The 12093-nt window shown below is 54.8% G+C and carries 13 protein-coding genes; 10 read left to right on the forward strand and 3 right to left on the reverse strand.

Annotated features, from left to right (window positions below; genetic code table 11):
• The first annotated feature begins 53 nt into the window (after positions 1 to 53).
• The 8 genes from aroC to CSTAT_RS06215 all read left to right on the forward strand — a co-directional run bounded on the left by aroC (position 54) and on the right by CSTAT_RS06215 (position 6885).
• Positions 54 to 1268 (forward strand): chorismate synthase, encoded by a 1215-nt coding sequence (gene aroC / locus CSTAT_RS06180; protein WP_075722828.1) that lies wholly within the window; start codon positions 54 to 56, stop codon positions 1266 to 1268.
• Positions 1269 to 1270: 2 nt separating this feature from the next.
• The gene (locus CSTAT_RS06185) at positions 1271 to 1822 is read left to right on the forward strand and encodes a shikimate kinase (RefSeq protein ID WP_066793815.1); all 552 of its coding nucleotides are present in this window, start codon (positions 1271 to 1273) and stop codon (positions 1820 to 1822) included.
• Positions 1823 to 1880: 58 nt separating this feature from the next.
• On the forward strand, positions 1881 to 2951 hold the full coding sequence (aroB, locus tag CSTAT_RS06190) for a 3-dehydroquinate synthase (protein ID WP_075722829.1): 1071 nt from the start codon (positions 1881 to 1883) through the stop codon (positions 2949 to 2951).
• Positions 2952 to 2989: 38 nt separating this feature from the next.
• Positions 2990 to 3439 (forward strand): type II 3-dehydroquinate dehydratase, encoded by a 450-nt coding sequence (gene aroQ / locus CSTAT_RS06195; RefSeq protein ID WP_075722830.1) that lies wholly within the window; start codon positions 2990 to 2992, stop codon positions 3437 to 3439.
• A gap of 108 nt (positions 3440 to 3547) precedes the next feature.
• Positions 3548 to 4639: an aminopeptidase P family protein gene (locus CSTAT_RS06200; protein ID WP_075722831.1), complete on the forward strand. Its 1092-nt coding sequence runs from the start codon at positions 3548 to 3550 to the stop codon at positions 4637 to 4639.
• A 124-nt stretch (positions 4640 to 4763) separates the two neighbouring features.
• On the forward strand, positions 4764 to 5327 hold the full coding sequence (gene efp / locus CSTAT_RS06205) for an elongation factor P (protein ID WP_075722832.1): 564 nt from the start codon (positions 4764 to 4766) through the stop codon (positions 5325 to 5327).
• Positions 5328 to 5416: 89 nt separating this feature from the next.
• Complete coding sequence (nusB, locus tag CSTAT_RS06210) at positions 5417 to 5932, forward strand: transcription antitermination factor NusB (protein ID WP_088859307.1); 516 nt, start codon at positions 5417 to 5419, stop codon at positions 5930 to 5932.
• 98 nt (positions 5933 to 6030) lie between these two features.
• The gene (locus CSTAT_RS06215) at positions 6031 to 6885 is read left to right on the forward strand and encodes a PPK2 family polyphosphate kinase (protein ID WP_066793827.1); all 855 of its coding nucleotides are present in this window, start codon (positions 6031 to 6033) and stop codon (positions 6883 to 6885) included.
• Between the two features lie 105 nt (positions 6886 to 6990).
• Here CSTAT_RS06215 and CSTAT_RS06220 read toward each other — a convergent pair whose 3' ends face one another.
• The 3 genes from CSTAT_RS06220 to CSTAT_RS06230 are packed head-to-tail and all read right to left on the reverse strand — an operon-like array spanning position 6991 to position 8727.
• Positions 6991 to 7494, reverse strand: coding sequence for a hypothetical protein (locus CSTAT_RS06220; RefSeq protein ID WP_066839904.1), 504 nt, complete (start codon positions 7492 to 7494; stop codon positions 6991 to 6993).
• Positions 7487 to 7984, reverse strand: a complete 498-nt coding sequence (locus tag CSTAT_RS06225) for a YbjN domain-containing protein (protein WP_083640715.1) — start codon at positions 7982 to 7984, stop codon at positions 7487 to 7489. Before CSTAT_RS06225 ends, CSTAT_RS06220 begins: the two co-directional genes overlap by 8 nt.
• A 41-nt stretch (positions 7985 to 8025) precedes the next feature.
• Complete coding sequence (locus tag CSTAT_RS06230) at positions 8026 to 8727, reverse strand: class I SAM-dependent methyltransferase (RefSeq protein WP_336469898.1); 702 nt, start codon at positions 8725 to 8727, stop codon at positions 8026 to 8028.
• Positions 8728 to 8871: 144 nt separating this feature from the next.
• On the opposite strand from CSTAT_RS06230, the gene CSTAT_RS06235 reads away from it, so the two are divergent.
• On the forward strand, positions 8872 to 10308 hold the full coding sequence (locus tag CSTAT_RS06235; RefSeq protein WP_075722834.1) for an ABC transporter transmembrane domain-containing protein: 1437 nt from the start codon (positions 8872 to 8874) through the stop codon (positions 10306 to 10308).
• A 2-nt stretch (positions 10309 to 10310) separates the two neighbouring features.
• Positions 10311 to 12059, forward strand: a complete 1749-nt coding sequence (locus CSTAT_RS06240) for an ABC transporter ATP-binding protein (RefSeq protein WP_075722835.1) — start codon at positions 10311 to 10313, stop codon at positions 12057 to 12059.
• The last annotated feature ends 34 nt before the right edge of the window (positions 12060 to 12093 follow it).

Consider the following 12093-nt stretch of genomic DNA (forward strand, 5'->3'; position numbering starts at 1 on the left):
AAACGGGGAGCCAAATGGTTCATTAAGGTTTGCCACATGTGATAATGGTTTGCATGCTTCGTTGGACTACTGCAGGAGAATCCCACGGCCAGGCGCTCATCGCGATGCTTGAGCACATGCCGGCCGGGGTACCCGTTGACCGTGATGAAATTTCATTCCAGCTTGCTCGTCGTCGCCTTGGCTATGGCCGCGGTGCACGCATGAAGTTTGAAGCTGATGAACTAACTTTGCTCACTGGCATTCGGCATGGATATACCTTGGGCAGCCCAATCTCCATCATGATTGGTAACACTGAGTGGCCAAAGTGGACCACGATCATGTCCGCAGAAAAGCTGGACATGGAAGATCCAGAAAACGTCAAGGCCATGGAATCGGGCCGTGGCGCACCACTTACCCGCCCGCGCCCAGGTCATGCGGACTTTGCCGGCATGATTAAGTACGGACACTCCGAAGCGCGCCCAATTTTGGAGCGTTCTTCGGCACGTGAGACCGCAGCGCGTGTTGCAGCGGCAACCGTGGCACGTAGCTTCCTGCGTGAAACCCTTGGCGTCGAGGTGCTTTCACACGTGATTTCCATTGGACCTTCTGAAAAGTACGAAGGCCCAGCACCGAGTTTTGATGACCTTAGTGCGATTGATGAATCTCCAGTGCGCTCTTTTGACAAGGCCGCTGAAGAATCCATGATTTCAGAGATTGAAAAAGCGAAGAAGCAAGGCGATACCCTCGGCGGCATCGTTGAGGTTGTTGTCGATGGCCTTCCGATCGGCCTAGGCTCGCACATCTCCGGTGATGACCGCTTGGATGCGCAACTGGCTGCGGCACTGATGGGCATCCAGGCCATCAAGGGTGTGGAAGTTGGCGATGGCTTTGAAGAAGCTCGCCGCCCAGGCTCACAGGCCCACGATGAAATGGTGCGCACTGAAGACGGCGTTGACCGTCTCACTAACCGCGCTGGCGGCCTAGAAGGCGGCATGACCAATGGTCAGCAGCTGCGCGTGCGCGCTGCCATGAAGCCAATTTCCACCGTGCCACGCGCGCTGAAGACCGTGGATATGGCGACCGGTAAGGCAGCAACTGGTATCCACCAACGCTCTGATGTGTGTGCTGTTCCTGCTGCCGGTGTCGTAGCCGAGGCCATGGTGGCTTTGGTGCTGGCACGCGCGGTCCTAGATAAATTCGGTGGCGATAGCGTCGAGGAAACCAAGCGTAATATCGCTGCTTACCAAGAATACGTCGCACAGCGTTTGGCTTTTGACCAGGAAAATTAATCATGACTCTTCCCAATATCCCGCCGCAGCCGACTGCGGTTACTCGCCCCCGCGTGGTCTTGGTCGGCCCGCCTGGTGCTGGCAAATCCACCATCGGCAGGCGCTTATCCCGTGCCCTCAACGTTGGTTTAGTGGACTCTGACCAGCTAATTGAAGAAGCAGAAGGTAAGTCTTGCGGCGAAGTATTCTCCGATCTCGGTGAACCCAAATTCCGCGAGATTGAGGCCGAGCACGTTGCTGAAGCTTTGGCATCAGATGGCGTAGTTTCCCTTGGTGGTGGTGCCGTGTTGACGGAAACGACCCGCCAGCTTCTAGAAAACCACACCGTGGTGCTTGTCGATGTCTCCGCGGAAGAAGGCGCACGCCGCACCGCGCGGGAATCTACTCGTCCGGTACTCGCAGCGGATGATCCCGTGGAGCACTACCGCGAACTCATTGAAGCGCGCAAGCAGTTTTACCGCGAGGTAGCCAATTTCCGCGCCCGTACTGATGGCCGCAGCCCGCAGCAAGTAGTTGGGGACATCCTGGGATTCCTCGACACCGTTTGTTTATAAACACTTTGTTCAATCACCTGCTTAAATCCTTGCGTGAAAGCGCAGAAAGGCAATGACAGTGACCACAATCGCCGTGAATGGACCAGCTCCCTACGAGGTGGTCATTGACCAAGGCCTGGATGCGCGCATCGCAGAGCACGCGAAGGCAACAGGTGCCGACAAAGTTATGGTTGTGCACCAGCCCAGCATCGCTGCGCCGGCGGCGCAGTTGGCCGAGCATTTGCAGGCCGAAGGCTTGCAGGTCGTCGTGGAAGAAGTACCTGATGCCGAGGCAGGCAAGCAAGTTGCTAACCCGATTAAGTTGTGGGATCGCCTGGGTGAGGAGAATTTCTCCCGCACCGATGCAATCGTGGGACTTGGCGGTGGAGCAGTAACCGATATGGCCGGTTTCGTTGCCGCGACTTGGATGCGCGGCATCAAGGTCATCCAGGTTCCTACCACCTTGTTAGCGATGGTAGACGCAGCAGTCGGCGGCAAGACAGGAATCAATACCGCGGCGGGTAAAAATCTCGTCGGCGCCTTCCATGAGCCCTCCGCCGTGTTTATCGACTTAGAGCGCCTGCGCACTTTACCTGCCGATGAAATCATTGCCGGCTCGGCTGAAATCATCAAGACGGGCTTTATCCATGACCCGGTCATCATTGAACGTTATGAGCAAGACCCTGCAGCGTGTTTGGATCCAGACGGATTCCTGCCAGAGCTGATCGCGCGCTCCGTAGCGGTTAAGGCCAAGGTCGTTGGTGAAGACCTGAAGGAAGCCGGTCTGCGGGAGACGCTGAACTACGGTCATACTTTCGGCCACGCGGTGGAGTTGCGGGAGAACTACTCCTGGCGCCACGGCAAGGCAGTGGCAGTGGGCTTGATGTTCATCGCACACTTGTCACAAGCTCGCGGGCTTATCGATGCCTCCCTGGTTGCCCAACATGAGCGTATCCTTCACAGTATTGGCCTGCCTACAACTTATGAGCCTGGTCATTTCGACGAGCTGTACCAGGCCATGACGCGCGATAAGAAAAACCGTCACGGCACCATCCGGTTTGTGGCCTTGACTGGTGTGGGGAGCACGACGCGCCTGGAAGGCCCGAGCATCGATGAGCTTCGCGCCGCCTACGACGCGATTTCTCAGTAGCAACCACTGTAGTAACGACAAAGAAGGAAGATTTCCACATGAAGATTGTTGTAGTCAACGGACCAAACTTGAACCGCTTGGGCAAGCGTCAGCCGGAAATCTACGGCACTACTACTTTGGCCGATATTGAAAAACTCGTGCGCGCTCACGCAGACAAGGCAGGCGTGGAATTGGATTTTGTGCAGTCCAACCACGAAGGCGTACTGCTTGATGCTGTGCACGCGGCTGCCGATGACAACGCCGCCGTCATCATCAACCCTGGCGCCTTTACTCACACGTCGGTAGCTTTACGCGACGCGTTGGCCGAAATTGCCGACGGCCAAGGTTATGTGGAAGTACACATCTCTAACGTGCACGCGCGTGAGCCTTTCCGCCGGCACTCCTACCTTTCCGATAAAGCCCGCGGCGTTATCGCTGGTTTGGGTGTGTATGGCTACGTTGCAGCCTTGGGATTTTTCACCCAAGATCTCACCCCAAAGGATGCTTAGGCAGCTAAGCTACAGAAGTATTCGACGCTAATTAAAAATTCATCAGCCTGAGGTGTTTTGCAGGACTAAGAAAGCCTCGGGCGTGAGAGAAAAGGATAGATAGTAATTATGGGTTTGGCAGATACTCGCTTTAGCAATCGCCGCCGGGCATTGGCTGCTACGTTGGCAGCGCAGCGCATCGATGCAATTTTAGTTACTGACTTGACCCATATGCGCTATCTAACCGGCTTTTCCGGATCCAATGGTGCCTTGCTCTTGCGCAAGGATCTCTCTGCTGTCGTGACTACCGATGGCCGCTACACCACTCAGATTGCTGAAGAAGTCCCTGATATCAAGGCAACCATTCAGCGTCGCGTGGGACCGAATCTTTTGGAAGGCCTGGAAGGTCCACAACGCGTGGGCTTCGAAGCGGCCTATGTTTCCGTTGAGGAATTTAAAAAGTTGGAAGAGGCCTGCCCGGAAGATATTACGTTGGTGCCTGTTTCCGGTGTGATTGAAAAGCAGCGTGAGAAAAAGGATTACTACGAGCTCCAGCGCCTCGAAGAGATTGCTTTATTGGCCAATAATGCCCTCGAAGACTTACTGGAGGCAGGGGAGCTGGCTATTGGCCGCACCGAACGTCAAGTTGCAGCGGATCTGGAATACCGCATGCGCAAGGCTGGTGCTGAGCGCGTCAGCTTTGACACCATCGTCGCTTCCGGTCCTAATTCCGCGAAACCACACCACGGTGCTGAAGACCGCGTGATTGCTAATGGTGATTTGGTCACCATCGATTTCGGTGCGCACTTGCATGGGTTTAACTCCGATATGACCCGCACCTTCGTAGCAGGCGAGGTCACGGACTTTGCCAAGGAAATCTACGACGTTGTCTTAGAAGCACAGCTCGCCGGCGTAGCAGCAGCTCGTCCGGGAACCGCTCTTTACGATGTGGATCGCGCGTGCCGCTCCATTATCGAAGATGCTGGCTTTGGTGAATACTTCGTGCACTCCACAGGCCACGGCATTGGTCTTCACGTGCATGAAGGGCCTTCAGCAGCGGTAACCGGTAAGGGTTATTTGGAAGAGAACATGACGCTCACCATCGAACCGGGTATTTATGTCCCCGGTAAAGGCGGCGTCCGCATCGAAGACACCCTGATTATTACTTCTGGGGCGCCGAAGATTATTACCCCGATGTCCAAAGAATTGCGGATCATTTAGTAACGATGAGGACTATGTTGCACGGTTGCTAAAATGACCTTGTTTTAGTCCAGTAACGTGTGGACACCGCAGTGTAGTAGGATAGTAGACCGTACTTTTACACGAACCATCACAGGAGAATCTCGTGGCAGACACCAGCGACTTCAAGAATGGACTTGTTCTCAAAATTGATAACAAGCTTCAGCAGATTATCGAGTTTCAGCACGTTAAGCCGGGCAAGGGCCCAGCTTTCGTACGCAGCAAGCTCAAGGATGTTGTTACCGGCAAGGTAACCGACAAGACTTGGAGTGCCGGCACCAAGGTTGAGACCGCTACGGTTGACCGTCGCGATATGACTTACCTGTACAACGATGGCACCAGCTATGTTGTTATGGACGACACCAACTACGAGCAGGTTGAGTTGCCTGCTGACAAGTTCGGTAACGCAGCGAAGTTCCTGCAGGAAAACATGCGTGTACAGGTTTCCTTCTACGAAGGTGATGCACTTTTCGCAGAGCTTCCTATTTCCGTAGAGCTGAAAATTGAGCACACCGAACCGGGTCTGCAGGGTGACCGTTCTTCCGGTGGCACCAAGCCAGCAACTTTGGAAACCGGAGCTGAGATCCAAGTTCCTTTGTTCATCGAAATCGGCAACGTCGTCCGGATTGATACCCGCACTGGCGAGTACCAGTCCCGTGTGAGCAACTAGTCGTGGCTGAAGAACGTATCAATGACGGGTCTGGTTCTGATAAGGAACCAAACCCACATGTTCTGGACGCAAAGCCTGAGTCTCACCGTGTGCCTAAGCAGCGCCGTCATGGTGCTCGTTACCGCGCGCGTCGTCGTGCTGCCGACATTATGTACGAGGCAGAAAATCGCGACGTCGACCCCGTAGCTATCGTCGAAGACCGCGTGAAGTTGGCTCGTGAAGACGAGCACGGTGTCGCACCTGTTGCTGAATACACCAAGGTGCTAGTCGCCGGCGTTGCTGAAGAATTGGACACAATCGATGCGACCATCGAGCGCTTCTTGGCGCAGGACTGGGAGCTGTACCGCATCCCGGCTGTCGATCGTGCAATTATGCGCGTTGCAGTGTGGGAATTGCTGTTCAACTCGGATGAGATTGACCTGGCTACGGCAGTAACCGAAGGCGTGGAGCTCGCCAGCGAGTACTCGACCGATGCAGCAGCACCGTACATCAACGCAGTGCTTGACGATGTTGCGCATTCCCGCTCCGAGGATAACCCGATGAATATCGAGGCTGAAGAGCCAGAGGCTTCTGAGCAGGAGAGCATTGACTCTGAGTCTGAGTAGTAGTCGCACCGCTTGACCTTGAAGATTTCGCCCTGCCCATAAACCTTTCTTAGGAAAATGGGCAGGGCGAAGGCGTTTCCTTAAGTAAGGTGGGTAAGATGAGTAAATTCAAAGTTAAAGATGCCCGCAAGTTGCGTGTTTCCACGCCCTTTAATTTCGATGATTCTGACCCGAGGGCCACACCCGGTTTTGACGGCAACGCCAAGGCCTTAAAGAAGCAGGCAAAGCGCTTTGATGAGGAATTAAGTGACCTGCAGGAGCTGCTTTTTGCGAATGCTCGTGCGCTTGGAAAAGACGCGCCATCCATCTTGGTTGTGCTGCAGGGCATGGATACCTCGGGCAAGGGCGGCGCAGTAAAATCTGTCTTTTCGGTCTTTGACCCGCAAGGAACTACGACCTTGAGTTTCGGCAAGCCTACTGACGAAGAGCTCAAGCACGACTTTTTGTGGCGCATCCGCAAACACGATCCTCTGCCTGGCCAAGTCGTGGCTTTTGACCGTTCTCATTATGAAGACGTGGTGACACAACGGGTGCACAGCTGGGTCGATGAAGCAGAGATCGACCGGCGGTTTGAAGCTATCCGGGAGTATGAAAAAGAACTTGCCGATGCCAATGTTCGTATCCTCAAGATCTTTTTGCACATCTCGAAAGAGTTCCAAACCGAAAATCTCCTAGAGCGCGTCGAAAATCCAAAGAAGCACTGGAAATATGACGATGGGGACGTTACTGAGCGCGGCTTTTGGCATGAGTATTCGCAGGCTTATGCCGATGCCATCAATCGTACTGACGCAGATCACGCGCCGTGGTATGTCCTGCCTTCAGATAGCAAGCCTTATGCCCGCATGGCGTTGAAATTCCTGATCCTGGATGAGCTTCGCAAGATGGAGCTGGATTGGCCAGAGGCAGATTTTGACCCCGAAGTTGAGCGCCAGCGGATTCTCGACTCCGAATAGCAACCTCAACGTGCACCTTAAAAACGTGCACATTAATAGGCGCCCATCCCTGCATCACATGACGAGGGTGGGCGCTTTATACATTGGCACTAGTCAAACCTAGTGCTAGTTGGAACCGGTTTCTTCTTGGGCGGTTTCAGAACCGAGCTTCGCCATCTCTTCGGCAGCTGCTACGAGTGCGTCCTGGGCGGCCAAGACACCATCGACGGCGACCTTGAGTGACTGCTTCAGCTGCTCATCGTTAAGCCCTGCCAAGTGGGTAAATTCGCGCTCCGTACGAACGATGAGTTGGTCTTCGTGTTCGGTGATGACCGCGCGTGCGCCGAAAGAGACGGTGTTGATCTGGCCTGCAGCCAAGAACAGGCCAGCATCGGCATTAGCAAAGGAAGCATCAGTGCCAACATCGGCGCGGACGATGACCACGGATGGGAGCAAAGCGAACATGATGTTCAGGCCGTTGAGGTTAGCCATCGCAACGGCGTCGGCGCCTTGTGCTTTTTCCAACTTGATATCGAAAGAATCCATGGCTTCGATGATGCGGTCGATGTCAACGGCAGGAAGCGCGTTATCAACCGAGGTTTCGGATGCAGAGTTTTGTGGATTAGTCATGGTTGTGCTCGCTTTCCCAGGTCACAAGGTCAGGGTGCTTCTGTTCGATCCATTCAAAGGAACCCAAGATGGCATCAATGGTGGTCATGACGAACGCATCAAGCTGGTTGCGCGATACGCCAGCGCCAACATGTAGCTCACGGAATGCGGAGACCGCGAGTTCCTCGGCGCTGCTGTCGAAAAAGCGCAAAGTAGGTGCAAAGTTGTCTTGGTTCCACTGATTGGTCAGCATGAGAACCTGTGGGCCCTGGGCGGTAGGAAACGCGCCACGCCACAGTGAGTCAATAACTAAAGTGTTATCGCGGATTTGCATGGCGATGGCTGCGTTAGAAAAGCCTGTGCGCAGGATGGTACCGGGGTCTCCGTCGGGAGTTTCTACATTCTCCAGGCGGTAGACTAATTGCTTGTCGTCAAAGATTTCTGCCACTCGGTCAAGCGTTAGATCTTCAACTGGTGTATCCGGAACGATGGTAGGTTCTTCGGAGCTCACTTGATCAGTCCTTAAGATAAGCGTTGTGTATGTTTTTCGTCTTATCCAGCATAACGGCTTAAAACAAATGCGTCCGTTCGGTAGGGGATTTTTACCTCCGTCCCAGGTTGAAAGCCCATATGCTCATAGAGGTACCAGTTAAGGTTGCCGGTCATGCGTTGTCGGGTCTTCTCATTTGCGCGCAGCCAATAAGACCGCGAGTGCATCAAGGTATGCAATTGCTCGGCTTTTAACGTCTGCTGCCAAAAGTCGTGGTGCACTTCAGAAATAACTAAGGGCTGGTGCACTTCTGGTTTAAAGTCAGGACGCTGAACATCGCCGGAATGCATGATGCGGGTCAGCCGCAGCACCCATGGGTCCGCGTGGACATCAATGGTGTTCCAGACTAATACTGCTTTACCACCAGGGGTTAAGACGCGGTGAAGCTCTAGGCAGGTGGCCTGCGCATCAACCCAGTGCCATGCCTGTGCACAAAATACTGCATCGATGGATCCTGAAGCCACTGCTAAATCCTCAGCGGTGCCACGCCAACAGCTAATGCCGTGGGATTGTAAAACACGCACCATATCGGGGGATGGATCGCAGGCGACAACTAAGTCATGCGGCAAACTAAGGGTAAGCTTACCGGTTCCAGCACCGATATCGAGTGCCCGCTTACCTGATGCTAGCTTGCCGATGAAGCTGGGGTACTCAGGTCGGATTTCATCATAAAGATCAGCTCCAGCATGAAATGCCTTCGCCAATGTTTCTTTATGCTGCGCGGTTGCAAACCTGGGGTTTTGCTTGCGCGAGGGAGGCCGGTAGCTGGGATAGTGTTCTGGGCTAGGCTGAAGAGGTTGATGCATCATATTATTTTTTAAGATTTCGATAGTGGGTGAGGTGTTTTAGTGTCTGCTCTTCCACAGGCAAACGATCCGCGGTGGCTTTTAAAAACCATATTTTCCCGCAAAGAACGTACCATTCCCGCAGCAATTCTAATTTCTTTAACTTTTGTCTGTAATGGCTTGACCCCAGTTGTCGTGGGCCAGGCTATCGACCGGGCAATTGCTGTGGGAAGCATATCCACGTTGTGGGTGTGGGTGGTTATATTACTCGGGATATTTATTGTCAACGCCGCGGCCGGCTGGTTTGGGCGGGCACTATTTCAACGTGCAGGTCTAGAAATCGGGCATGTGTTGCGTATGACGGTCACAGACCGCATTTCTCACCCCAAGGGCATGGCAGGCAAGCAGCGCACCGCAGGTGAGTTGTTGGCGATTGCCTCCTCAGATACGCAGCGTGTGGCAGATGCCGTAATAATGACGGTCTTTCCCTTCGCAGAGATCACATCCATTATCTATGTTGCCGCTATGGTCTCCAGCGTCAATCTTCCCCTAGGTTTGGGTGTGCTGCTTGGCGGGCCTGTGGTCGTGATGATTTCTCTGAAGTCGGCTACTCCGCTGCGCAAACGCTCCGGGGCGCGTCAGCGAGCTTTGGCAGCTGCCTCAGCCACGGCGACCGATGTCGTGCAAGGGCTTCGAATCCTCAAAGGCCTGGGCGCGGTGGATACCGTGCGTTCGCGTTATGAGGTGGTCTCAGACAAGGCTTATGAAAAGACAGTTGCGGCTAATGGGGCGCAGGCGCGCCTGAATGCTGTGACGGAAACCGCTGGGGCTTTCTACGTCATCATCGTCGGTGTCGTCTCCGGTGTCATGGCACTGGCTGAGATGATGACAGTCGGGGAGCTCATCACGGTGGTTGGCTTGACGCAATTTATCATCACCCCGATGACGATGCTGGGTAAGAATATTGCATCGCGGTGGGCAACCGCGCAAGCCTCCGGACGGCGTATTCAAGAGCTTTTGCTTGCCGACGCCTCCTTTAGCACCTCCTATCCGTCCCTACCCGCTCTGCGTCCTGGAATCACCGTGGTCTCGGAAATGCCGCCTGCGGAATTAGTCAATATGCCGCGGGAGAAATACCTGGTGGCACCTCATGATGCCGATATTTTTGAAGGCACCGTGTTGGACAATGTTCACCCGGACCGCGAGCGGGCTATGTGGGCGCTAGAGATAGCCGCAGCGGAAGATATTCCGGGAGGTTTTGACCGCGAGGTCGGTGAAAACGGCGGCCATCTATCCGGTGGTCAGCGCCAGCGTGTGGCGCTGGCGCGCGCTATTGCTGCCGATGCCGAGATTCTGATTCTGCAAGATCCCACCACGGCGGTGGACTCCGTTACTGAGCAGACCATCGCCGAGCGAGTCGCAGCAGCGCGCGCGGACAAGCCGACCATCGTCTATACCAATGCGCCTGCCTGGCAGGCCGTAGAAGTAGGAGCGAAGTAGATATGAGTATGCGTTTTCCTACCGCTACCTGGCCCCAAACCCGCAAGGTCTTAAGCAGGCACTTGCGGGAAGTGCCAAAGGCAACTCAGCAGTTTCTTTTCGCTATTGTGCTGCTTGCTCTTGGCGCGGTGGCCAATATCTGGATTCCAATCCAGCTCGGCCGTATCGTCGATGTGGTCATTTCAGCTAGTAGCACTAGTTTGCTGAGGATTACGGCAGAGCTAGTTATCGCAGCATTTGCTGCCGCTGCTTTTTCTGCTTGGGGCTTTTTCGTGCTCTCGCGATTGACGGAGCGCGTAATCGCTAATTTGCGTGAAGACATGGTGGGTACGGCCTTGGGGCTGCCAGTCCACCGCGTGGAAGATGCTGGCTCCGGCGATTTAGTATCCCGGTCCACCGATGATGTTGCGGAGCTATCGGCGGCAGTGACTGAGACCGTCCCGATTTTGGCAAACTCCGGTTTTGCAATCATCACCACCGCCATCGCCCTCGTTACTCTGGACTGGCAATTCTTGCTCGTCATTGTCGCTGCTGCTCCCATTTATGTCATTGCCGCGCGACGGTATCTGCGTGTTGCCCCTGGACGCTACGCCGCCGAGCGAGCATCGATGGCTGATCGTGCACGCCGGGTGCTTGAAGCTATCCGTGGACGCGCCACCGTGCGTGCTTTTGGCATGGAAAAATCCATGCATGACCGAATCCATACTGCTTCCTGGGACGTAGTCGAGCATGGTTACTCAGCCCGAAAGACCATGCTTATTCTGCAGCTGTGGATGACCTCGGTGGAGTTTGTCATGCTGGGGGCTGGGTTGCTGGTGGGTTATCTCACTGTGCAATCAGGTGCTATGACCGTAGGTGCCGTGACCGGCGCGATGCTCATGCTGATTCGTCTGCGGGGACCACTGATGGGTCTGATGCGCGTGCTGGATACGATCCAATCGGGCTATGCCTCCTTGGCGCGCATCGCCGGCGTGGTGGTCAATCCACCGCAGCCCACCAAGCCAGCTGGTGCTCCGCCAAAAGAAGGCCACGTGGAAGTCCACGATGTCTCATTTTCCTATGGCCAAGGCTGGGCAGTAGAAGATGTCTCACTAAGCATTGACCCTGGGAAAACCGTTGCCGTCGTCGGTGCCTCCGGCGCGGGCAAAACCACCGTCGCGGCTTTGCTCGCCGGTCTGCGGGTGCCAGATTCAGGAACCGTGAAAGTCGATGGGGTAGAAGTAACCTCTTTGTCGGATTCAGAACGCGTTGCCCGCTTAGCGATGGTCTCTCAAGAAGTCCACGTCTTTTCCGGCACCCTGCGCGAGGACTTAAGCCTGGCGCAACCAGAAGCCACCGATGACGAGATGATCGCAGTCCTCGACCGCGTTAACGCGGACTGGTTCCATCAGTTGGCGGATGGCCTCGATACCGTAGTCGGCGCTCAAGGCCTGCAATTGGAACCGGTTGCCGCACAGCAGTTAGCACTTGCACGTGTGATGTTGTTAAATCCACGCGTGGTCGTCATGGACGAAGCCACCGCCGAGGCAGGTTCACAAGGTGCGCAATCGTTGCAGGATGCAGCGGAGGAATTGGCCAAAGACCGTGCCGCACTGGTGGTCGCACACAGGTTGGATCAGGCATCGCGTGCCGATGAAATTTTAGTGATGGACAACGGACGCGTCGTAGAGCGGGGAACCCATGCGCAGTTGTTAGAATTTGATGGCCGTTACCAGCAGCTTTGGACGGCTTGGCAGCGTGGTAGACAATAGGGGCTGACAAAGTCATCAAAGTGATACGCAGATC

Source organism: Corynebacterium stationis (assembly GCF_001941345.1).
Classification (GTDB): domain Bacteria; phylum Actinomycetota; class Actinomycetes; order Mycobacteriales; family Mycobacteriaceae; genus Corynebacterium; species Corynebacterium stationis.